The 23,605-nt window shown below is 64.5% G+C and carries 16 protein-coding genes; 7 read left to right on the top strand and 9 right to left on the bottom strand.

Annotated features, from left to right (window positions below; all coding sequences use genetic code 11):
* The first annotated feature begins 17 nt into the window (after window positions 1–17).
* Complete coding sequence (locus tag ACZ5Z2_RS01550) at window positions 18–158, top strand: hypothetical protein (protein ID WP_464760222.1); 141 nt, start codon at window positions 18–20, stop codon at window positions 156–158.
* An 81-nt stretch (window positions 159–239) separates the two neighbouring features.
* Here the strand turns inward: ACZ5Z2_RS01550 and aceE are convergent, their stop codons facing one another.
* The 5 genes from aceE to rsgA form a co-directional block, all read right to left on the bottom strand.
* Window positions 240–2,936, bottom strand: a complete 2,697-nt coding sequence (gene aceE / locus ACZ5Z2_RS01545; protein WP_464760221.1) for a pyruvate dehydrogenase (acetyl-transferring), homodimeric type — start codon at window positions 2,934–2,936, stop codon at window positions 240–242.
* 452 nt (window positions 2,937–3,388) lie between these two features.
* On the bottom strand, window positions 3,389–5,668 hold the full coding sequence (locus ACZ5Z2_RS01540; RefSeq protein WP_464760220.1) for an NADP-dependent malic enzyme: 2,280 nt from the start codon (window positions 5,666–5,668) through the stop codon (window positions 3,389–3,391).
* Between the two features lie 338 nt (window positions 5,669–6,006).
* On the bottom strand, window positions 6,007–7,266 hold the full coding sequence (locus ACZ5Z2_RS01535) for a flavohemoglobin expression-modulating QEGLA motif protein (RefSeq protein ID WP_464760219.1): 1,260 nt from the start codon (window positions 7,264–7,266) through the stop codon (window positions 6,007–6,009).
* Window positions 7,263–7,493, bottom strand: a complete 231-nt coding sequence (locus ACZ5Z2_RS01530; protein WP_464760218.1) for a hypothetical protein — start codon at window positions 7,491–7,493, stop codon at window positions 7,263–7,265. The genes ACZ5Z2_RS01535 and ACZ5Z2_RS01530 overlap by 4 nt, the downstream gene beginning before the upstream one ends.
* A gap of 5 nt (window positions 7,494–7,498) precedes the next feature.
* Window positions 7,499–8,554 carry a ribosome small subunit-dependent GTPase A gene (gene rsgA / locus ACZ5Z2_RS01525; RefSeq protein ID WP_464760217.1) on the bottom strand — a complete coding sequence of 352 codons (1,056 nt, stop codon included), beginning with the start codon at window positions 8,552–8,554 and terminating at the stop codon, window positions 7,499–7,501.
* A gap of 125 nt (window positions 8,555–8,679) precedes the next feature.
* On the opposite strand from rsgA, the gene ACZ5Z2_RS01520 reads away from it, so the two are divergent.
* The 3 genes from ACZ5Z2_RS01520 to grxD all read left to right on the top strand — a co-directional run bounded on the left by ACZ5Z2_RS01520 (window position 8,680) and on the right by grxD (window position 11,678).
* Window positions 8,680–9,921 (top strand): aminotransferase class I/II-fold pyridoxal phosphate-dependent enzyme, encoded by a 1,242-nt coding sequence (locus tag ACZ5Z2_RS01520; protein ID WP_464760216.1) that lies wholly within the window; start codon window positions 8,680–8,682, stop codon window positions 9,919–9,921.
* 177 nt (window positions 9,922–10,098) lie between these two features.
* Window positions 10,099–10,701: an SGNH/GDSL hydrolase family protein gene (locus tag ACZ5Z2_RS01515; RefSeq protein ID WP_464760215.1), complete on the top strand. Its 603-nt coding sequence runs from the start codon at window positions 10,099–10,101 to the stop codon at window positions 10,699–10,701.
* A 65-nt stretch (window positions 10,702–10,766) separates the two neighbouring features.
* Window positions 10,767–11,678: a Grx4 family monothiol glutaredoxin gene (gene grxD / locus ACZ5Z2_RS01510; protein ID WP_464760214.1), complete on the top strand. Its 912-nt coding sequence runs from the start codon at window positions 10,767–10,769 to the stop codon at window positions 11,676–11,678.
* Window positions 11,679–11,872: 194 nt separating this feature from the next.
* On the opposite strand, the gene ACZ5Z2_RS01505 is transcribed toward grxD, so the two are convergent.
* The gene (locus tag ACZ5Z2_RS01505) at window positions 11,873–13,189 is read right to left on the bottom strand and encodes an aspartyl/asparaginyl beta-hydroxylase domain-containing protein (protein WP_464760213.1); all 1,317 of its coding nucleotides are present in this window, start codon (window positions 13,187–13,189) and stop codon (window positions 11,873–11,875) included.
* Window positions 13,190–13,330: 141 nt separating this feature from the next.
* Here ACZ5Z2_RS01505 and ACZ5Z2_RS01500 point away from each other — a divergent pair, with 141 nt between their 5' ends.
* The 3 genes from ACZ5Z2_RS01500 to ACZ5Z2_RS01490 all read left to right on the top strand — a co-directional run bounded on the left by ACZ5Z2_RS01500 (window position 13,331) and on the right by ACZ5Z2_RS01490 (window position 18,093).
* Complete coding sequence (locus tag ACZ5Z2_RS01500) at window positions 13,331–14,926, top strand: tetratricopeptide repeat-containing sulfotransferase family protein (protein WP_464760212.1); 1,596 nt, start codon at window positions 13,331–13,333, stop codon at window positions 14,924–14,926.
* Entirely contained in the window at window positions 14,923–16,563 is a 1,641-nt protein-coding gene (locus ACZ5Z2_RS01495; RefSeq protein ID WP_464760211.1) for a tetratricopeptide repeat-containing sulfotransferase family protein, read from the top strand. The genes ACZ5Z2_RS01500 and ACZ5Z2_RS01495 overlap by 4 nt, the downstream gene beginning before the upstream one ends.
* A gap of 240 nt (window positions 16,564–16,803) precedes the next feature.
* The gene (locus ACZ5Z2_RS01490) at window positions 16,804–18,093 is read left to right on the top strand and encodes a sulfotransferase family protein (RefSeq protein WP_464760210.1); all 1,290 of its coding nucleotides are present in this window, start codon (window positions 16,804–16,806) and stop codon (window positions 18,091–18,093) included.
* On the opposite strand, the gene ACZ5Z2_RS01485 is transcribed toward ACZ5Z2_RS01490, so the two are convergent.
* From ACZ5Z2_RS01485 to ACZ5Z2_RS01475, 3 genes are all read right to left on the bottom strand, one after another.
* Window positions 18,066–19,979: a sulfotransferase gene (locus ACZ5Z2_RS01485; RefSeq protein ID WP_464760209.1), complete on the bottom strand. Its 1,914-nt coding sequence runs from the start codon at window positions 19,977–19,979 to the stop codon at window positions 18,066–18,068. The genes ACZ5Z2_RS01490 and ACZ5Z2_RS01485 overlap by 28 nt on opposite strands.
* Window positions 19,980–20,106: 127 nt before the next feature.
* Window positions 20,107–21,660 carry a tetratricopeptide repeat-containing sulfotransferase family protein gene (locus ACZ5Z2_RS01480; protein ID WP_464760208.1) on the bottom strand — a complete coding sequence of 518 codons (1,554 nt, stop codon included), beginning with the start codon at window positions 21,658–21,660 and terminating at the stop codon, window positions 20,107–20,109.
* Window positions 21,661–21,746: 86 nt separating this feature from the next.
* The gene (locus ACZ5Z2_RS01475; RefSeq protein ID WP_464760207.1) at window positions 21,747–23,588 is read right to left on the bottom strand and encodes a tetratricopeptide repeat-containing sulfotransferase family protein; all 1,842 of its coding nucleotides are present in this window, start codon (window positions 23,586–23,588) and stop codon (window positions 21,747–21,749) included.
* Window positions 23,589–23,605 lie beyond the last annotated feature (17 nt).

Here is a 23,605-nt window from a genome sequence, read left to right as displayed (position 1 = left end):
TGTCCCGGTGCTCACAGATGAGCGCCAAAATCAAACAGACTGCCATTCGCGACTGCCATTCCAGACAAGAAAACCCGCCGATGGCGGGTTTTCTTGTCATGTCGCCAGCGGCTCATGCCGTGGCGATGTCTTGCTTGTGGCTTGCCGGGATCCAGTGACGATCATGCATGTCCCAGCCATACAGTCGCTGGATTCCGGCCTGCGCCGGAATGACGGCATGATCGGGCCGCCGTTCCGGCTTACATCGTGAGCGGGTTGGGCTTCTCCGGATCGAGCTTGTATTCCTTGATCGCGCGGGCCACGTCCTTGGCGTTGACCTTGCCGTCCTTCGCCAGCGCGGCCAGCGCGGCGTGGGCGATCCAATAGCGATCCACCTCGAAGAAATCGCGCAGGTGCGCGCGGGTGTCCGAGCGGCCGTAGCCGTCGGTGCCCAGCACGGTGTAGCGCATGCCGTCGGGGATGAAGGCGCGGATCTGGTCGGCGTACTCGCGCACGTAGTCGGTGGCCGCGATGGCCGGGCCGGCGCGGCCTTCCAGCAGACCCGTGACGTAGGGCACGCGCGGCTTGGCTTCCGGATGCAGGCGGTTCCAGCGCTCGGCGTCGAAGCCGTCGCGGCGCAGCTCGATGAAGCTGGGCACCGACCAGATGTCGGCGGTGACGCCGAAATCCTTCTCCAGCAGTTCGGCGGCGGCGATGGCCTCGCGCAGGATGGTGCCGGAGCCGAGCAGTTGCACGCGCGACTCGCCCTTCTTCGGCTTGCCGGCGTCCTTGAACAGGTACATGCCCTTGATGATGCCCTCGGCGCTGCCTTCGGGCATGTCCGGGTGGGCGTAGTTCTCGTTCATCACGGTGATGTAGTAGTAGTTGTCCTCCTGCTCCTGCATCATGCTGCGCACGCCGTCCTGCAGGATCGCCGCCACTTCGTAGGAGAAGGTGGGGTCGTAGGCCTTCACGTTGGGGATGGTGCCGGCCATCAGGTGCGAGTGGCCGTCCTCGTGCTGCAGGCCCTCGCCGTTGAGCGTGGTGCGGCCCGAAGTGCCGCCGACCAGGAAGCCGCGCGCGCGCATGTCGCCGGCGGCCCAGCACAGGTCGCCGATGCGCTGGAAGCCGAACATCGAGTAGTAGATGAAGAACGGCAGCATCGCCTGGTTGCTGACGCTGTAGCTGGTGGCCGCGGCCAGCCACGAGGCCATGCCGCCGGCCTCGCTGATGCCCTGCTGCAGCACCTGGCCCTTCTGGTCTTCGCGGTAGTACAGCAGCTGGTCGGAATCCTGCGGGCGGTACTTCTGGCCGAACGGCGCATAGATGCCGATCTGGCGGAACATGCCTTCCATGCCGAAGGTGCGCGCCTCGTCGGCCACGATCGGCACGATGCGCTCGCCGAGCTGCTTGTCGCGCAGCAGCAGGTTCATGCCGCGCACCAGCGCCATGGTGGTGCTGATCTCGCGGTCGACGGTGCCCTTGGTGATCTGCTCGAACGCCGACAGTTCCGGCGCCTTCAGCTTGGCGTCGGCCTTGCGGCGGCGCTGCGGCAGGAAGCCGCCCAGCGCGCGGCGGCGCTCCAGCATGTATTCCACTTCCGGCGAGTCCTTGCCGGGGTGGTAGTACGGCACTTCGTCCAGCTTGGCGTCGGGGATCGGCACCTGGAAGCGGTCGCGGAAGTGGCGGATCGCGTCGCCGCTCATCTTCTTCTGCTGGTGCGTGGGGTTCTCCGCCTCGCCCGAGCCGATGCCCATGCCGTAGCCCTTCACCGTCTTGGCGAGGATCACCGTGGGCATGCCCTTGGTGTTCACCGCCGCGTGGTAGGCCGCGTGCACCTTGTGCGGGTCGTGGCCGCCGCGGTTGAGGCGCCAGATGTCCTCGTCGCTGAGGTTGGCGACCATCTCGCGGGTCTGCGGATACTTGTTGAAGAAGTGCTCGCGCGTGTAGGCGCCGCCGAAGGCCTTGCAGGCCTGGTACTCGCCGTCCACGGTTTCCATCATCAGCTTGCGCAGCACGCCGTCCTTGTCGCGCGCCAGCAGCGCGTCCCAGTAGCCGCCCCAGATCACCTTGATGGCGTTCCAGCCGGCGCCGCGGAACACGCCTTCCAGCTCCTGGATGATCTTGCCGTTGCCGCGCACCGGGCCGTCCAGGCGCTGCAGGTTGCAGTTGATCACGAACACCAGGTTGTCCAGGCCTTCGCGGCCGGCCAGCGCGATGGCGCCCAGCGACTCGGGCTCGTCGGTCTCGCCGTCGCCCATGAAGCACCAGATCTTGCGGTCGGTCTTCGGCATCAGGCCGCGGTGTTCCAGGTACTTCCAGAACTGCGCCTGGTAGATCGCCTGGATCGGGCCGAGGCCCATCGACACCGTGGGCACCTGCCAGTAGTCGGGCATCAGCCACGGGTGCGGGTAGGACGACAGCGCGCGGCCCTTGCCCACCACTTCCATGCGGAACAGGTCGAGCTGATCCTCGCCGATGCGGCCTTCGAGGAAGGAGCGCGCGTAGATGCCGGGGCTGGAATGGCCCTGGTGGAACACCAGGTCGCCCGGGTGGTCGGCGCTGGGCGCGCGCCAGAAATGGTTGAAGCCCACGTCGTACAGCGTGGCGCTGGACGCGAAGCTGGCGATGTGTCCGCCCAGCTCGCCCGGCTTGCGGTTGGCGCGCACCACCATCGCCATGGCGTTCCAGCGGATCAGCGAGCGGATGCGCCACTCCATCGCCGCGTCGCCCGGGAACTTCGCCTCGTTGGCCGGCGCGATAGTGTTGACGTAGGCGGTGGTGGGGTCGAACGGCAGGTAGCCGCCGGCGCGGCGCGTCGAATCGACCATCTGCTCAAGCAGGAAGTGCGCGCGCTCGGTGCCGTCGTGGTTGATGACCGCGTTGAGCGAGTCGATCCACTCGCGGGTTTCGGTGGGATCGAGATCCTGGTTGAGGATGTCGTCGAGCTGATCCATGGGAGATTCTCCGCGGCGCCGTGCGGCGCGATGCCTGAAGGGGAGGCGGTCGCCGTGGGGAAGCGGCGGGCCGACGCCCGAGTTTAGCTTTCGCGGCGGGGCACTGCCAGTTGGACGTCCGTCTACAACGACATGCGGCAGCGCATGGCACGCATGCTTTCTCCCTCTCCCCTTCGGGGAGAGGGCTGGGGTGAGGGGAGACGCTGAGGATACGCAGGCTACGAAGCGCGCTTCGATGACGCGACTCCACGAGCACCCACCCCTCACCTCAATCCTCTCCCTCGCTCCTCAAAGCAGGGCCATCCATGGCCCTTCCCCGCGTCCCGGAGGGGAGAGGAGGCGAAGGTGGTGAGCGGGTTCGCCTGTCCGGCGTTTCAAGACGCAGCAACGTCCGGTTTCAACCCGAGCCTCGCCACTTTGCCCGCAGCTAGCGCGCCGTCTTCGACAGCGCGCTAGCTGCGGGCGGCGCGGATCTGCGCATCCACCGCGGCGATCGCGGTCATGTTGACCACGCGGCGCACGCTGGAGGCCGTGGTGAGGATGTGCGCGGGCTTGTCCACGCCCATCAGGATCGGCCCGATCGCCACGCCGTCGGTCATCACCCGCACCACGTTGTAGACGATGTTGGCGGCGTCGAGGTTGGGCATCACGAACAGGTTGGCGCGACCGGTGAGCGTGGTGCCGGGGAACATGCGCTTGCGCAGCGCCTCGTCCCACGCGGTGTCGGCCTGCATCTCGCCGTCCATATCGAGCTTGGGCGCGCGCGCCTTGAGGATCTCGCGCACCTTGCGCATCTTCGCCGCGCTGGGGTTGTCGTGGCTGCCGAAGTTGGAGTGCGACAGCAACGCCACCTTGGGCTCGATGCCGAACAGCTTGAGGCGATAGGTCGCCTGCAGCGTGGCCTCGGCGATCTGCTCGGCGGAGGGGTCGACCTGCACGTGGGTGTCGAGGAAGAACCAGGCGCCCTTGTCGTTGATCACGCCGGTCATCGCCGAGGTGCACGACACGCCGGGGTCGAGGCCGAACACGCTGCGCAGGTAGCCGAGCTTCTTGTGGTAGCGGCCGACCAGGCCGCAGATCATCGCGTCGGCTTCGCCGCGCTCGACCATCATCGCGGCGATCAGGGCGGTGCGCGTGCGCATCAGGGCCTTGGCCGCGTCCGGCGTGACGCCGCGACGCTCGGTCATGGCGTGGTACTGCTGCCAATAGTCGTTGAAGCGCGGGTCGTCGTTGATGTTGGTCAGCTCGAAGTCCACGCCCTGACGCATGCGCAGGCCCAGGCGCTGGATGCGCATGTCGATCACGTCGGGGCGGCCGATCAGGATCGGGAAGGCCAGCTTGTAGTCGATCACCGACTGCACCGCGCGCAGCACGGTTTCCTCCTCGCCCTCGGCGTAGACCACGCGCTTCGGGTCGGAACGGGCACGGTCGTACACCGGCTTCATGATCAGGCCGGTGCGGTAGATGAACTGGCCGAGCTTCTCCTTGTACGCGTCCATGTCCGCGATCGGTCGCGTGGCCACGCCCGAATCCATCGCCGCCTGCGCCACCGCGGGCGCCAGCATCACCAGCAGGCGCGGGTCGAACGGGCGCGGGATCAGGTAGTCGGCGCCGAACGAGGGCACGTCGCCGCCGTAGGCGCTGCCCAGGTCGGAGGCCTCCATCCGCGCCAGTTCGGCGATGGCGCGCACGCAGGCCGTCTTCATCGCCTCGTTGATGCCGGTGGCGCCCACGTCCAGCGCGCCGCGGAAGATGTACGGGAAGCACAGCGCGTTGTTGACCTGGTTCGGGTAGTCCGAACGGCCGGTGGCGACGATGCAGTCCGGGCGCACCTTCTTGGCGTCTTCCGGCAGGATCTCCGGATCGGGGTTGGCCAGCGCCAGGATCACCGGCTTGTCGGCCATGGTGGCCACCATCTCCGGCTTCAGGATGCCGCCGGCGGAGAGGCCGAGGAACACGTCGGCGCCATCGACGATTTCCGCCAGCGTGCGCTTGCCGGTGTCGCGCGCGTAGCGCGCCTTGTCCGGGTCGAGATGGTCGCGGCCCTTGTAGATCACGCCCTCGCGGTCGAAGGCCAGGATGTGCTCCGGGTTCGCGCCCAGCGCCACCAGCATGTCCAGGCAGGCGATGCCGGCCGCGCCGGCGCCGGTGGTGGCGATGCGCACGTCCTCGATCTTCTTGCCCACCACTTCCAGCGCGTTGACGATGGCGGCGCCCACGATGATGGCGGTGCCGTGCTGGTCGTCGTGGAACACCGGGATCTTCATCCGCTCGCGCAGCTTGCGCTCGACGATGAAGCACTCCGGCGCCTTGATGTCTTCCAGGTTGATGCCGCCGAAGGTGGGCTCCATCGCGGCGATGATGTCCACCAGCTTGTCCGGATCGCGCTCGTTCAACTCGATGTCGAAAACGTCGATGCCGGCGAACTTCTGGAACAGCACGCCCTTGCCTTCCATCACCGGCTTGCCGGCCAGCGGGCCGATGTCGCCGAGCCCGAGCACCGCGGTGCCGTTGGTGATGACGGCGACGAGGTTGCCGCGCGCGGTCATCTCGCTGGCCGCGTTCGGATCCTCGACGATGGCCTCGCACGCATAGGCCACGCCCGGCGAATAGGCCAGCGACAGGTCGCGCTGGGTCAGCAGCGGCGTGGTCGGAGCGACCTTGATCTTGCCCGGGCGCGGATGGCGGTGGTATTCGAGCGCGGCGCGGCGCAGGTCTTCGGAATGGGTCATGGACGGGGCTTTTCGTGGGATCCGGAGGGCCGCGAGGCGGCTCGCGACATGGTAGCACCGGGCTATTGGAGCCTGTTCGCGATCTCCAAGCGCACCGCGCCGGGAGCTGTTTGCGCGCAGGCCAAGGAAGAAGGAGGGAGTGGACGTCCGTCCACGACCGAGTGATGACACCGGCATGCGGGCAAACAGACCCGGCCCGAAGGGTTGCCATCGAGTGGCCACCATGCGGCAGCGCGCGGCTTGACCTGCCAGCCAGGCAGGCGCTTCGCCACGCCCTACCACCTGGCGGCCACTCGATGGCAACGCGGGGTGTTTGGAGATCGTGAACAGGCTCTTGACTACACGCCGCGCGCGAGGTCGTCCGCGCCCACCTTGCCCATGCGTATGCCGTTGATGAAGACGGAGAACGCCAGCTTGCCGGCCAGCCCGTGCACGTGCTGCATCCACGGCGGCAGCCAGCGCGGCGGCGCGATGGCGCCCGACTCGAAATACGGCTGCAGGGCCACCACGTCGGACAGGGTGAGCTTGCCGGCGAACAGGCAGCGCAGCAGCTCCAGCCGCCGTTCGCGGAATGCCCAGCGGAAGAAGGTGTGCACGGTGAGCAGACCGCTGAGGTACACGTTGTCCTTGGCGAACGCCGCGCCGCCGGTCGGCGGCACGCCGCGGAACACGCGCTGCGCGGAATGGAAGCTGTCGGCCACGCCCTGCCCGCGCGCGTGGAAGAACTGGTACACCTCGACGAAGTCTGCGCCGTCCAGCGCCATCTCGATGGCGAGGATGCGCAGGCTGATGCGCTTCAGCCGCGCGATGTCGATCGCGCCGGACATCAGCTCGGCGAACACCGCCAGGCCCTCCTGCGTGGCGGTGACGCGCGGCGAGGTGCGCGCCAGCGAGGCCAGCACCGGCTGCGCGCGCCCGTTGAGCGCGGTGAGCGTGTGCACCAGCGCCTCGTGCGCCAGCAGCTGGTGGCGGTCGTAGTCGCTGAAGCTGGCGCCGCCGCGCAGGCGGATGCGCGTGGCGCCGGCGGCGGCCTTGGCGGTGAGCTCGGGGTCGATCTCCACCTTCACCCGGCCCGCGCCGAAGAAATCGTCCAGCGTGCGCGCCATCTCGTCGCGCAGGGTTTCGGCATCGATGCCCTCGCGCGCGTCGTCGGCGTCGAGGCCCGCGCCCAGCTCGTCCGACAGCTCCACGAAATAGCGCGCCGCGTCGAGGTTGCTGCGCTGACTGCCGGGGATGGTGTCGCCGGGGCGGCCATACAGCAGGATCGACGGCTCGGTGACCTGCGTCGTGCCCACCACCTCTAGCATCTCCGCCGCGATGCGCCAGGACTCGGCCGTGCGCGCGAGGTATTCGCCCAGCGCGCCGCCCTGCTCCAGCGCCTCGTATTGGATGGCCTCCAGCTCGGCCCGGGCCACGGCGAGGTCGGGCCGCTGGTAGCGCACCTCGGGCAGGGCGAAGCGGCCCGCCGCGAAATCATCGATGAGCCGGTTTTCCAGCGAGGCCGGCCACGCCACCGTGGGCAGGATGTGGATGCCCTTCACCGCAGCCAGCAGGCGCTGGTCGAGCGCGGTGACGTGTTGCAGGTCGGGGGCCGTCACGGCAGCTTCTTGTTCCTGTCGCGCGCCGCGCGCCGGGCCAGCAACGCGGCCAGCGACGGCATCGCCGAGGCTGGCGCGATCACCAGCAGCAGGCCGTCGTGATGCGCGACCTCGCGCCATGCGCCGACCGCGACAAGCAGCCCGCACAGCATCATCCCCACGCCGAACCAGAACTGGCTGCGGCGCCCCTTGCGTGCAACTTCGTCGCCGTTTCGCATGGAATCCATACTTGTCAGTCCCGCTCGCGCTTGCCGCGCGGCGCGTGCGGCCGCTCGATCGGCCTGCCACCGCGCTGGCGGCGCAGCTTGGCCTCCAGCGTGCTGGCCTGCTCCTCGCGCTCGTCGCGCAGCTTGAGGTAGTTGCGCCAGCGCTCGGGCGACAGCTCGCCGCTGTCCAGCGCCGCCTGCACCGCGCAACCCGGTTCGCTGCCGTGGCCGCAATCGGCGAAACGGCAGGTCTCGGCCAGCTCCTCGATGTCCGCGAACAGGTCGAGGTTTTCTTCGCCGGTGAGCTTCAATTCGCGCATGCCGGGCGTGTCGATCAGGCAGCCGCCGGTGGGCAGCTGCAGCAGCGCACGATGGGTGGTGGTGTGGCGGCCGCGGCTGTCGTGGTGGCGCACCGCGCCGGTGGCCATCTTGTCGATGCCGAGCAGGGTGTTGGTGAGGGTGGACTTGCCCGCGCCGGACGAACCCACCAGCACCGCGCTGTCGCCGGGTTGCAGGTAGGGCGCGAGCTGCGCCGTGCTGGCCGCGTCCTTGCCGTTGATCGCGTGGATCGCCGTGCCGGGCGCCAGCCGCGCGCGCAGCTCGGCGATGCGCTCGGCGGCGTCCGCGTGCAGGTCGGTCTTGCTGAGCAGCACCACCGGCTTCGCGCCGGAATCCTCGATCAGCGAGAGATAGCGCTCGATGCGCGCGGGGTTGTAGTCGCCGTCCAGCCCGGTGAGCACCAGCACGCAGTCGATGTTGGTGGCGATCACCTGCCGCGCGTAGCGCTCGCCCGCGGCGGCGCGCGACAGCACGGTGCGCCGCGGCAGCACCGCGACGATGTGCGGCGGCTGGCCCGGCTCGATCTCCACGAAATCGCCCACCGCGGGCCGCTCGCCGGGGTCGAGGCTGCGCTTCAGGAAATGCCCGGCCGGCTGCGCGCCGAAGCTCTGCTCGCCGTCGTGCAGTTCGTAGCCGGCGCGGTGCTGCGCCACCACGCGCGCCAGCCTGCGGCCGGCCGCAGGCAGTGCCTCGCCGCGCCAGCCGATGCGCCTCAGCCGCTCTAACGTTTCCGCATCGCTCATGGGTCTGGGGACTTCGACAAGTGGCCCGATTATGCCCTGCCCGGGAAATGCCCGCGCAACGGCTCGCGCTGCACCGCACCACGCTGCTAGGATCGACGTCGATCCACCCCATGAGGATTCCGGCGTTGGCTTCGATCAAACCCAGCTCACATCTCGCGGACGTGCGTTACGAGATCCGCGGCGCACTCACCCGGCGCGCGCGCGAACTGGAAGCCGCCGGCCACGACATCATCAAGCTCAACATCGGCAACCCCGGCCGCTACGGTTTCGAGACGCCCGCGCACCTGCGCGAAGCGATCGCCGGCCACCTGCGCGACAGCGAGGCCTACGGCCACGAACAGGGCCTCGATGCCGCCCGCGAAGCCATCGCCGCGCAGCAACGCGCGCGTGGCGCACGCCACGTGGACGTGGAGCGCATCTTCATCGGCAACGGCGTCAGCGAGCTGATCGACCTCAGCCTGCGCGCCCTGCTGCAACCCGGCGACGAGGTGCTGCTGCCCAGCCCCGACTACCCGCTGTGGAGCGCCGCCACCATCCTCAACAGCGGCAAGCCGCGCTATTACCGCTGCCTCGCGGAGAACGGGCACCAGCCCGATCCCGACGAGATCGAGGCGCTGGTGACGCCGCGCACGCGCGTGCTGGTGCTGATCAACCCGAACAACCCCACCGGCGCGGTGTACCCGCGCGCGCTGCTGGAGCGCATCGTGGCGGTGGCCGCGCGGCACAACCTGCTGTTGCTGACCGACGAGATCTACGACGAGATCCTGTACGACGGCACGCCGTTCCAGCCGCTGGCTGAAGTGGCCGGCGAACTGCCTTGCGTGAGCTTCGGCGGCCTGAGCAAGGTGCACCGCGCCTGCGGCTACCGCGTGGGCTGGCTCTCGCTTTCCGGCGACCCCGCGCGCAGCGCCGACTACCGCGACGCGCTGCAGCTGCTGGCCGCGCTGCGCCTGTGCGCCAACGTCACCGCGCAGTGGGCAGTGATCCCCGCGCTGCGGGACGCACCCACCATCACCGCGCTCACCGCGCCGGGCGGCCGCCTGCACGAGGCGCGCAAGGCCGTGCTCGACGGCGTGGCCGCCAGCGCCTTCCTCGACGTGGTCGCGCCTGCCGGCGCGCTGTACGCCTTCCCGCAGATCCGCGCCGACGCCCTTCCCGCCTTCGACGACAACGCGTTCGCGCTGCGCCTGCTGGAGGAGGAATCGGTGCTGGTGGTGCCCGGCTCCAGCTTCAACGTGCCGGCCAGCCGCCACCTGCGCCTCACCCTGTTGCCGCAGCCCGCGCAGTTGCGCGAGGTGTTCGCGCGCATCGAGCGGGTGCTGGCGCGCATGGCGGCGGAGCAACCACGCCGCGTCGCCGCGGCGTGATGCCCAAAGCCCCTCTCCCATCGGGAGAGGGGTTGGGGTGAGGGTTCGGCTGCCCTCGCCGCTTCGCCCATACCCTCATCCGGCCCTTTGGGCCGCCTTCCTCGCTCCCCAAAGCGGTGCCATCCTTGGCACCTCCCCGCGTCTCCCGAAGGGAGAAGTGAAGTGCAGGAGATCCGCATGCCGCTGACCTACCTCGCCCTCGGCGATTCCTACACCATCGGCGAAGGCGTGCCGGCCGAAGGCCGCTGGCCGCTGCAACTGGCCGCGCTGCTGCGCGACGAAGGCAAGGTGCTGGCCGAGCCGGGCATCCTCGCCACCACCGGCTGGACCACCGACGAGCTTTCCGCCGCGATGGATGGCGCGAGCTTCGCGCCCGCCTACGACCTGGTCAGCCTGCTGATCGGCGTCAACAACCAGTACCGCGGCCGCGGCGTGGACGACTACCGCGAGGAATTCCGCCGCCTGCTGCAACGCGCGATCGCACTGGCCGGCGGCCATCCCGGGCGCACGCTGGTGCTGTCGATCCCCGACTGGGGCGTCAGCCCGTTCGCGCGGGACAGCGGCCGCGACACCGCGCGCATCGCTGCCGAACTGGACGCCTACAACGCCGTCGCGCACGAGGAAACCCTGCGACTGGGTGCGCGCTGGGTGGACATCACGGCCATCTCGCGCCGCCACGCCGCCCTGCTAGCCGACGACGGCCTGCACCCCTCCGCCACGCAATACGCGCTGTGGGCAGAAGCCGCGCTGCCGGTGGTTCGCGACATGCTGGCGGCTTGAAGCCGCGCCGCGGCGCCGGCATATCGGCAGGCGGTATCATTGCCTTCTTTGCCGGAGCCTCCCCCATGTCCCTGGACGCCACCACCCGCGAACGCATCGAATCCCTGCTCAAGAGCCACCGCGTGGTGCTGTTCATGAAGGGCAACCGCCACGCGCCGGCCTGCGGCTTCTCCGCCGCCGCCACGAACACGCTCAACGAACTGCTGCCCGACTACCACACGGTGAACGTGCTGGAGGATCCCGAGATCCGCGAGGGCATCAAGGCCTACGGCGACTGGCCCACCATCCCGCAGCTCTACGTGGAAGGCGAGCTGGTCGGCGGCGCCGACATCATCCGCCAGATGTACGGCAGCGGCGAGCTGCACGCGCTGTTCGGCGTCGCCGCCCCGGATCGCACACCGCCGGAAATCACCATCACCGACGCCGCCGCCAAGGCCATCCGCGAGGGCACCGCCACCGCGCAGGGCCTGGCGTTGCACCTGGAGATCGGCCCCGACCACAGCGCCGGCTTCCAGCTCGCCCCCGCCAGCGAGCACGACATCGTGGCCCACGCCAACGGCCTCGAAGTGCACTTCGATCCCGCCAGCGCCCAGCGCGCCAAGGGCATCGTGATCGACTGGGTGTCCACCGTGCAGGGCGAAGGCCTGAGCTTGAAATTCCCCGGCGCGCAGGAAGTGAAGCCGCTGACCGTGCAGGAGCTGCAGCAGCGCCTCGCCTCCGGCAGCATCACCCTGGTCGACGTGCGCCCCGCCGCTGCCCGCGCGCAGCTCGCCTCGCTACCGCAGGCACGCATCCTCGAAGACGAAGGCTACGAGGCACTCGCCGCCCTGCCCAAGGACACCGCGCTCGCCTTCATCTGCTCGCGCGGCATCTCCAGCCAGGGCGTGGCCGAGCGCTTCGCCGCGCATGGCTTCGGCAACGTGCACAACGTGACAGGCGGGATGGAAGCGTGGGGCAGCGCTTTCGACAAAGCGTGATCGCCAGGAGGCATACGCCAGTCAGCGTCTATCCTCCCGATAGTTTCGGACACTTTCGACGAACCCGGCCACTTTAAGAGCAGGGTTGCCGCGGCCCCGTGGGCAACCCTGTGTCGCTCCAGTATCCAGATCAATCAGCCGGAAGCTCTGCTCACACATTGCCTACCGGGGAAATTCACGAGAACGTAGCGATTTCAATCCGCCGGCAATTCGCAACTGCGGTTGAAGTCGCCGATACCGGCGACCAGCTCGGCGACAGCGGCACGCTCGGCTTCGCTGAGATCGGGATTCCAGCAATCCATGATCAGCACCACGCGGGTTTGCCCACTGCGATTCCAGGCTTCATGTTCAAAGGTGTCATCGAAAGTGACGCAACGGCCCACTTCCCATTCGTGAAGCTCGCCGCCCACGTTCAGCGCGCAGTTCTCCGGCACAATCAACGGCAAATGGGTCACCAGGCGCGTGTTGGTGACACCTCGGTGCGGCAGTATGTGGGTGCCGGGGCGCAGAACCGAAAACAACGCCTCCGGCCCATGGTCACGGATACGTGACAGCGGCATCCGTTCGACCAGTGCCGTAGTTCTGGGGCAAGCTTCGCAGTGCACGTCGTATCGCTGACCATGGCGATAGAAGAAATAGGCATCCCATGCTGCCCGCTGTTCACCGAAGCCGCGCAACATGGTGGCCAACTGTTCCTGTGAGCCGGCTCCGAGAAAAGCCTCCAGATCTCCTGGCTGCTCCAGCACCACGCGCAGCTCACCGAGAATCGTCTCAACACCCACCTCCAACTCCTCGAACTCGGGAAAGCGTTCACGCGGATAGTAGGTTTGGCTCGGGATACCGGGAAAGTACAGGAACTTGGGTTGCTGGCGCGGATCGGGCAGGTTTGCCGGCTGCTCGTGCAGATAGATTGCGAGGCATTGCTCCACACGTCGCAGTTCGGAAACACCGTAGCGTTGTCGCAGCGGCTCCAACATGCCATTGAACAAGGCATGCCTCCCGGCATCCACGTAGCGCATTGCATGCTGTACTGCTTCGCGGATTCCAAGCGCCGTGGTCGCGTCACTTAGCCAACGCCCCTGCGCCTGCGCCGCGTTGATTGCCGCGAAATATGCCACCAATGCATCATGCGACTGCCCTAGTTGCTCCAAGGCCACGCCCAGCCTCAGGCGCGCCACGAACATCCCCGGCGCCAACGCCAAGGCATGGCGCAAGTGGCCAACGGCCCCCGCGTAATCCGCTCCCTGCATCCGCGCTGCGCCCAGTTGATGCAGCAGTCCCGGCACTTTCGGATGCGCTTGATGAGCCGTCAACAACCGCCCGATAGCCTTGCCCACCTCGCCGCGCTCGAGATGACGTGCAGCGAGAAATTGCAACGCCTCCAAATCATGCGGCTCGAGGTCGACCAGCCGCGTGAACGCCTGCTCCGCTACGACCTCATCACCATACTTCAGCGCAAATCTGGCGCGCTCCCGGTGATCCTTCAGGATTGGTGAGGGCGATTCGTTCATGATGGCCTTTACAGGGACTGGGCGGCCACATTGCATCGCGGTGGCCGCTACGCGAACGGGCATAATACGATGACCACGCGCCCTTCCGCAGGACGCTGGACGCCTGTGCACAGCCTCTGCTGGTTTCCCGCGACAACCCTCATGCCCAACACCCAGCCAACTTCCCGTCTGCACGGACTAACATCCATCGACGCCGAGCACGTCATGGCCGCTGCCGCCGCGCTGGATGCCGGCAGAGCGGCGGAAGCGGAGCAGCAATTGCAGAAGGTGGCACCAGCACAGCGGCAGCATCCCGAAGTGTTGCGCCTACAGGCCGGCGCCCTTGGCATGCGTGCTCAACGCGACCTGGCCATCCGCACGATGCGGCAAGCGATAGCGCAACGCCCGCAAGATGCGCTCTATCACAACACGCTGGGTAGCCTGCTGGGCGAAGCTGGCCTGTACGACGAGGCCATCGCCGCACTACGCCGGTGCTGTACGCTGCAACCGGGATTCGCACTCGCTTGGTACAATCTAGGTTTGATGTTGATCCGCAGTGTACGCAACGACGAGGCCCTGCCCGTATTGCAACGCGCCGTCTCGCTGGCACCGAAGCATCGTGATGCAAGGGCGTTGCTGGCCGACCTGCTGCGCACCACCAACAAGATCGAACAGGCTGCCACCGAATACCGCCGCCTGCTTGCCGAGCAACCAGCCACCGGCATGGCTTGGTGGGGTCTTGCGGAACTGCGGGGTGGATTCCTCGGCCACGACGAAATCAACCGCATGCAAGCCGTATTGCACGAAAACAGGGCAAGCGTCGACGATTTGGTGGCAACCGGCTTCGCGCTGGCCAAGGCACTGGACGAAGCGGGCCGCCTCTCCGAGTCGCTGGCCACCTTGGAGCGCACCAATGCCTTGGCGCGACAACGGCAGCGCTGGGATGCCAAGTCCTTCTCCAACGGTGTGGACGCCATCCTCTCCCAATTCACACCGCCCCCCGCATCCACCGGCACACAGGGACGTGAGCTGATCTTCATCGCCAGCCTGCCCCGCTCCGGATCAACTCTGGTCGAACAGATCCTCGCCTCACACTCCTCGGTTGAAGGTGCCGGCGAGTTGGCCGACCTCCCGCAAGTCCTTGGCGAAGAATCACGCCGGCGAGGCATACCGTTCCCGCAATGGGTGCGCCAGATGCAACCGATAGACTGGGAGCGTCTAGGGCAACGCTACCTGGAGCGCACCGCGCATTGGCGCCGGCAGCGGCCAATCTCGCTCGACAAATTACCGAACAACTGGATGTACGTCGGCGCAATCCGCGCCATGCTGCCGTCTGCCCGAGTCATCGTCTGTCGCCGCGATCCGTTGGAAACCTGCTTTTCCTGCTACCGCCAACACCTGGCTGGCAACGAGTACACGCGCAGCTTCGAGGACTTGGCAGGCTTCTGGCGCGATTTCGACCGTAGCGTGCGGCGTTGGCGCGAGCTGCACCCGGCGCACGTCTTCGAACACGTCCATGAGGAACTGCTGACCGACCCGGATGGCCACATCCGCCGCCTGCTGGATTTCTGCGGCCTGCCGTTTGAGCCGGCTTGCCTGCACTTCCACGAGAACCGGCGCGAAGTGCGCTCACCGAGCGCGACCCAGGTGCGCCAACCGCTGCACGACACCTCTCGCGCGCCTCGTTACGGCGCCCTGCTTGATCCGCTGAGGGCCGCGCTGGGTCTGCCACCATGGCAACAGGGCGATATCCGATGACTACCGCTGCCGCATCGTTGTCCGATGCAGTCGAACATCGCCTGGCCACCTACCGGTCGCTGCATAACCAAGGGCGCATGCGGGACGCCGAAGACACGCTGCTGGAAACCTTCGCAGGTGCATCCGAAGCGGCGTGGCTGGATTGTGCACGCGCACTCGTATTGCGCAGCGATATCGTTACGGCACACGCGGTGCTGTCTGCCGCGACCGTCGCACACCCCAAATCGATCGATATACGTTTCGCCTTGGCTGGCATCCTGCAACAGGCCGGTGACACAATGGCGGCCGAGACCCTGCTGCGTGAGATACTGGAGCAACAACCGACACATGCCGCCGCCACCTTCCTGCTGGCTGGCATGCTACGTCGGCAAGGCCGCATGCATGCCGCGACCCGAGCCATACGCGACCTGTTCAGACACGCACGACAGGATGCCGATACGCTCATCAGGGCCGTGGAAATGCTCGATGACATGCAACGAGCAGCTGATGCTGCAGCGATCTGCGAGGCCGAAATCGCCGCCGGCTGCATCGACCCGCGGATCCACGCCTATGCCGGCATGCTGGGTATCCAACTCGGCCACTTCGACCGCGTGCGTGAACGGTATGCCTTCGCATTGGCACATAACTCGCTGGCTGTGGAGTGGAACATCCCGATCGGCTTGTCCGGCCTGCAGCGTTACGAGAACACCAGCCATGCTGATTTCCAGTTGTTCCGTGACGTACTGCAGCTACCAAACTTGAGCGAGCAGGCACGCATGACGACCCTATTTGCCCTGGGAAAAGCCTGCGACGACATTGGCGACTACGCGCGGGCAACGCACTGGTTGCGCCAAGGCAATATGCTCGCCCACGCGAGCTCGACTTGGTCACGCAAACGCTGGCGACGCCTAGTCGAAGCACGCTTGACGGCCACTCCGCCACCATGCCGGCTGACCGCACCGGAGGGATGGGCTCCACTGTTCATCGTCGGCGTACCGCGCTCCGGTACCACGTTGCTGGCAGAGTTGCTCGCACGCCATCCACTGGTCTGCAATCGCGGCGAGCTGGGTTGGGTGGCAACCGTATCACGACAACTCGAAGCAAGCGGCGCCAGGACGCCGGCTGCATTCGAGAGCGCGGCCGCTATATATGCAGCACAACTGCGCCAGGATGATTCAGACGCACGCTGGTTCATCGACAAGCAACCCTTGAACCTGCTGCACACCGAACTGATCCTGGCGCTATGGCCAAATGCACGCATCATCTGTTGCCGACGCAACACGCGCGACACAGCACTGTCGCTCTGGTCGCAATCGTTCCATGACAACGCACATGATTATGCCTACGATTTCGATGACATCACCGCTCTCATACAGGGGTGCGAACGCCTGATCACGCATTCACTCACGCGCCATGCCGCGTCGATTCGTGTCGTGCGCTACGAGGAGTTGATTGCCGAACCGGGCTCCTGCCTGGAAGCGCTCATGCACTGGCTCGGCCTGCCAAAACACAATCTGCTCTCGGCCACAAGCGACGATCATGCAATCAGCACCGCCAGCGCGTGGCAAGCACGCCAGCCGATTCATACGAACTCCATAACCCGCTGGCGCTTCTACGCGCCCCATATCCCTGAATTATTGCGCTTGCCGGATCGATGACAGCACCAGGCATCAACGTCCATCGCTGCGTCAGCGCAGCATCAATTTAGATCTCGGCAGCGGCTCTTTCCAACGACCATAGCTTGACATCCTCGCCACGTGACGCCGACATCTCTTCCTCCCAACGATGCAGCACGACTCCGCGATGCCCAGGCCCTGTGGGAGCAAGGTCGAGTCGTACCGGCGCGCGCCTTGGTAGACAGCATCCTATCCCACTATCCGACACACTCGGAAGCGACCGTGTTACTGGCCAAGCTGCTGCAAAGCGAAGGCAAGCTCAATGCTGCAAGTCAACTGATGGCCAACCTTTGTCGTCGTTCGGGCCTGGATACGGCAATTGCCTTGCGCTGTGCCCAGTTCATCCAACAATGCCAGCGTCAGCCACTGGCATTGGCACTCTGTGAAGAAGCCATTGCACGCACTCATTCCAACGCTGAACTACATTCGTTGGCTGGCAATCTGGCTCGCGAACTGGGCGAGTTCGAGGCTGCGCGTACGCACTACTACGCGGCGCTGGAAGCCGGGGTCGACCTCGACACCTGGTTTGTGCTTGGGGCTCTGACTGCCACCAAACGCTATACGAACCGCACCGACCCGGACTTTGCGCGCCTCATCGCCCACTTCGAGCATCCAGCTGGCTCCCTGCATGCTCGTGCAGTGACGGGCCTCGGCCTGGCCAAGGCCTACGACGACATCGGCGACTATGCGTATGCGGCACATACCCTGCGCGCAGCCAACCGGCTTTCACGGCTGGCGCAACCCTGGTCGCGCGAGATATGGGCCCGTTGGCTGGATATCCGCACGCACTCGCGCGTGCTCGAAAGACCCCTGCCCGAAACAACCGATTTCGTGCCGATCTTCATCGTTGGCCTGCCGCGCAGCGGCACCACCTTGGCGGCAACGCGACTCGCCGGGCACCCGGATACTCGCGACCGCGGCGAATTACCCATGCTCGACTTCATTGCCGGACAACTACTGTCCGGTAATCTGCTGCGCGATGGCAACGCCTTGCGCCAAGCCGCCGATCTGTATCGGACGCATGCCGTCCAGGACGACCCGCAGGCGCACTGGTACATCGACAAGAATCCGAACAATTTCCGCTACCTTGACCTGATCGCGACGCTGTTCCCGCAAGCCAAGATCATCCATTGCCGTCGCAGTCCACGCGATGCCGCTCTGTCGATCTGGTCGCAGAGCTTTGCACATCCGCAATACGGCTTCGCCAGTGACCTGGATGACATCGCCGACTTCATCCGAGGCCATGACCGCCTGATGGGGCACTGGCAACACCGCTTGAACATGCCAATCCACCAACTCGATTACGAGTCCATGGTCGATAATCCAGCAGCGATGCTGGATACGCTGTGGAAATTCATCGGCTTGCCCACGCCCGCCACCACTCCCTCGCCTGCCGCCCCCACCGCGATCAGTTCGGCCAGCGTATGGCAAGCACGCCAGCCGATCTACGCTACATCGGTGGGCCGCTGGAAAAACTACCTCCCCTACGTACCGGAGCTGAGCCGGTTCTGAGCCGCCACCCCGCCTACGTCTCTCCCTACTACAGCGACGACGAACTGTTCGGCGCGGTTCATCGTGGCCTGCAAACCCGGCAGCACATGGTTGATCAACTCCTCATGCCTGCGCCACTTACCAGGCACAGGCTCGGTAACGGTATAGCGAGAGAGGGGCAACACCCGAGTAAGCGGACGATCCCAAGCAAGATCGAGTTCACCGCACAGACGTGCCACTTCCGCCACGGGATCGGCAATCAAGGCTTCATAGCGCACTACATGGCAACGATCCGATGGCAATGCCGCCAGATCATCAAGCAGGATGCGCGTGGTGGTATCCCACTGCGCCGCCACGATCTCATGCAATGGCCGTCCGATGAGATCGCGCCAACCAGGCACCAGCAATAGTGACCACGGCAACCCGACCCAGCCCGGCAAATTGGGGTAGGTGCGGAAGCCGCCGGACTGCCATGCCTCGATCATGCTACTCAGGGTTTCACGCGGATCGCGGTACAGATAGACGAAACGGGCTTCCGGGAAAACTTTTACGAGAAAGGGGATGCGCAGCGCATTTTTGGGCGTCTTCTCCAGCATCCGCATCGGATGTCGATCTGGTGCCTGACCTATGCGATCACGCAACTCGGACAAAAACCGTTGCCGCAACGTCTCGGCAAGCTCTGGCGTCGCCGTCGCAGCATCGAGTTGATTGGATTCATAGCTTTGTTCCCTCGCGCTGAGGCCAGGCGTGCGCTCGATCAGCGCATGACTTTCGCCGCCTATGGTGTACAGGCCCGGAGCTTGAGCCAGAATCTCGAACAACAATGTCGAACCGGAACGTGGCGGTGACACGATGAACACCGGGCGATCGTAGACTGGATCGAGCGTCGTTCCAGCGGAGCGTAACACCACTCCCTTAGGTGCGGCGCTTTGACGCAACTCATCGCCACTGGATGCAGCATTTCCGCTATCGGCAACGGCCACCGACAACACCATCAATCTCATTGCCCCCACCAGCGGTGAATCGTTGATCAAGCGCAGCGACGGCACCGAATTCCTCAACCACTGCTCGTAGGTAGCCAGCGCCTTGCGATAAGCCGGCAATCCGGCTGGGTCGGTTCCATATTCAAACCACAATGCCTGCCAAGCAGATAAAAACCGGGTGGTGACTTGCTTCACCAGTTCGAGCTGTGGATGCGGACGCGTCTCGTGCAGCAGAAAAGTGATGTGCTCGCGCATCTCCCAAGGCGTCATCACTGTGGGTATGTTGACGGATTCAAAGCGCAGAGGCGGATGCATTTCTCCGGTCGGCGCAACGATCTCGGCGCGCCAGCCCTCCAACTCGTGGTTGCCAGGCATTCGACCATTCCTGACCAACTCGCCGAACTCGTCGCTGCCAACTGTGTCGGCCACGAGATGGATACGTTCGTCATCGGAGGCATTGATCACGTGATGCTGACGCCAAGTATCGAAAATCCAGCACTCACCCGGCGCCATGTTGACTTCGGCATCTCCGCAGATGAATCGCACGCTCGGCTTGGTAAGGATGGGCACATGGACACGCGCACGTGCACGCCAGTAATAGTTCACGTCGAAGTGGGGCGAAACCTCGGCTTGGCCGGTGAGTTTCATCAGGCGGGTACGTCCCCACACGGCGCCAATCTGCGAGAGCACCTGCATCAAGTAGGGACTTTTCAGCAGATAAGGTGTAGGTCGCATCAACCCAGAAAAAGACTCGTTGTCGGGGTCGCCATCTGCCGCGATGAGGGGCAAGAACAGGTTGCCAGGATATTTTTGCGGATGCTCTCGCCAAGCATCTTCACCGAACTGCGCGATTTCCCGCGCAAGCACCATGGCATCAAACTGCAACGGTAATTGAATGAATGGAACTGGCAACTTCACGGACATTCACTCATATGGGTTAAGTCACGAGCATCTCTACTGCACGCTGGATCCAGCCGGGCGGCGCACAAGACCCACGCGCCACGCTGAAAGACCAAGGGCACACATGCCACAATACCCGATGCAGGCGCAATCAGGTGACGACCATATCCCTCAAAGGCTGCAACTGTCGCTCGTAACGACGCCATTCTTCAAAAGAACGCGAATGGATCGATTCACGTACCTGCACCTGGCTTAGGGTAGCGACCGCGGCCTTGTTGCGAGTGATGTCCGTGCATCCTTCCTCCCATGCCAATCCGCAGTACTCGAGCACCATGCGTACGGTCGCTTCCGGTTCACGCGTTAATTTCTCGTAGGACACATCAAGCACCTTTCCCGGCATGGCCGCATGCCAATGCTCGAGCACACGTCGGTACTGCAGGTAATGCTGGGCCAATGCATACAAGTCATAGCCCCAGGGCAACAGGTCGCCCATTACCTGCGTGCGAAAATTGGAGAAGCACACGTCCATGGGATCGCGTACCAGATTCAAGATGCGGGCCCCAGGCAATGCACGATGGATCAGCCCGGCAAGCATCCAGTTGCGCGGCATCTTGTCAATGAAAAATCTCGCCCCCTGTGCGCGCCACTGGGTTTGCTCGAGGTAACGACGCCCGACCCGCGCATAGTCCAGTTCGGGCAGGTGCTCTACCACATGTTCGTCCAGAGTGACGCGGTGATTGGCTTCCCAGCGCAACTGCAGACCGAATTCGTTGAGTTCGCCCGCCGACGTCACCTGCGAATGATTGCTGAGCACGCGCTCCAGCAAGGTAGTCCCCGAGCGCGGCATGCCGATGATGAAAATCGGTTGTGGCCCATCATTGGAAGCGTCATGAGCCTGCAGGAATTCCGATGTGCAGCGATCAATCAGGCGGCCAAACAACTGCCAAGCATACGTCGGATCATGCTGCTGACGCGCATACATGATGGCATTGGCACTCGCCAACGCATCCCATGCCTCGTCATAACGGCCCAGATCTTCCAACTCCTTGTACAACGCGAACTCGAGCGACCCATGATCCTCAGAACCATACACGACCTCACGCAGACGACGTCGCAAGTCGTCCAGATGGTTGTCCTGCAGCGTCTGCCGACGCGCACGCGATAGCATCAGTGCCGCCTGCCCATGGCATGGGGCCAGGCGCAGGCAGGTTCGCAGCTCTGCCTCCGCCTCTTCCATAAACCCGTTGGACATCAGCCCTTGCGCGCGTTCGAAACGGAAATCTACCGTCCCTAGGCCTCTCGCAGCAGCCCTGTTGAAGAGCATCAGCGATTCTAAGTGTTCACCCAGCAACTTTCGCACGATGGCCATACGCATCAGAGTGGCATCGTCGGCCACTTCCGCCAATGCCGGATGATCCAGACAACGGCGTGCAGCCACCGTCTCACCAAGTTGTCGCAATGTCTCTGCCGTGTCGACCGCCAGATCGCCGTTCGCAGGCAGGTTCTGCGCGACGATCAATGCGCGTTCCGTAGCATTCCGTATACGGCCCTCGGCACGATCAATGCCACAGAATGCAAGCATGGCTTGGAGGTGCCCAGGTTCGCGCTGCAATAGGGATTCCAGTGCGGCCTTTGCCGCCGCGATCTGTCCCTCAGCAAGATAGCGCTGTACCCGATGCCAACGCCGATCAGTGGAATCACTCATGTTGTACACCCGAACCGAATCTTCTCAATTGCGCGATATGAGGCGCTGTACCAGCCATTAGCTTTGCTGATACTAGCCAGCTTTTATCAATTCGACGCCGAATCGACTAAATACCCCCAATGCCTCAGCATCGGTTCGAGTATGGGCAGTATTGGCTCGAACTCGCGGCGATAGCGGTGCCAGCGGTTCATGGCCTTGCGATTCACCGGCTCAATGACCTGGGTGTAACTCGGTGTCGCGATGTAACCCTTGTCGCGTGCGTGCCGATCGAACTGCTGCATCGGATCCGCGTCCTCTAGCATCAAGAAGTCTGCAATGCGCCGAGTTTGTTCTGGAAAATTTGTCACTAGCTCCTCATAGCGCGACACTAGCACCTGCGGTTGGAAAATACGCTCGTCCTCCAACCAGCATTGCATCGCCTGCACATACGCTGTAGCCAACCGCTCGAGAGTTGAACAAGCAGCCCCCAGGATGCTGGAACGAAAATTCTGCATGTAGCAGCTCAAGATCACGTCACATGGGTGGCGCAGAGCCAAGATGAACCTCGCCCTGGGAAAGAGTCGATGGATTAGCGGCACCCACAACATGTTCAATGGGTTCTTGTCGACCAGTTGTGCACTCCACCGGCGATGAATCGTCTCGGAAACCATTACCAGATAACGCTTGCGCAATTCGTCGCAGTCACGCTGCTTCAGCAGATCGAGATTCGACAGGATACCTGGATGATGATTGCGCAGCTTGTCGGCCAAACGGTTGAAGAACGGATTCTCATCCATGGACTGCAGACCCGGATGTGCATCAAGCATCTGCTCAAGCAATGTCGTGCCAGAGCGCGGAAAGCCCACGATGAATATTGGCGAATCATGCGCATCGGGCGCGATAAGCCGAGGCCAGCACGCGTAATTCTCGGCGCTTACTCTCGGAATCGCTGCGGGCAGAGCTTGGGCATCCGATACGAAATGCTCAGGCGCAGCATATTTGAGCTCTTCCGCTTGTACCTCATGCGCACGACGCAGGGACTGCATGGCCAGAGCAGGCTCGCCCAGCTTGTCGTAGACCTTGGCCAAATCGAAATAATGAGTGTAGTCGTTCATGTGACGCGGGCCGCTGCATTCAAGCAGCCCCCGAGCTGCTCGTGCGTCTCCGTCACGCAAAGCCAACGTGGCCTGCAGATGGTTGACCTCGTTGGAGAACGTTCCGCTTATTGCCGCGACAGCCTTGTTGTCAACGACCGACTCCAGCATCCTCCTTGCATCCTCAACTCGATTCAATCGCTCGTATATACCGCCCAACAGCAACCGTGCCTCGGCTTGTGACGGATTCCTGTTCACCAGGTCTTCCAGTAGCACCGCCGATGCCGGTGCATCGCTCAACAGATTAAGCTGTCTGGCCAATTCGAGCTGTAGAGCATCGTCGTTGAGCGGCAACCAGCTGCTCCACGATTTCAACAGATCCTCGGCACCCTGAAAATCCTGACACAGGCCGCAAGCACGCGCCGCCTGGATGCGCACCAATGGCAGATTCCGGTCAAGTTCAAATGCGTCGAGCAGCGTGTCACGCGCTGCTAGATAATCCCGTCGCTCCAGCAGCATCAGACCCAGTTGTATCCTCGGGTTGATGTTGTGTGAATCCCTTTGGATCGCCAAGACATAGGTGGCCTCTGCCTCGGTCAGAGAGCCCGTCTGGCGCAAGGCTGTTGCGTAATTGCACAAATGCAGGCTGCTGTCGGGAAACAGATCAGCCAGCCGGGCGTATACATGCAGCGCCTCTATCTGTCGCTCTTGGCGTTGCAGGCTCAGCGCTAGCAAGAGCAGCCCATCTTCATCATCTGGCTGCACGCGCAATTGTTCGCGGCACAGGCGTTCCGCCTCTAGCGGATTGCCGGCCGACATGAAGGCGACGATCAATCGGGTGGATTCTGGGGTCATGGCATAAAAAGGGCCGC

The organism is Rhodanobacter sp. G1 (assembly GCF_055397855.1).
This window is presented reverse-complemented; position numbering and strand designations above follow the sequence as displayed.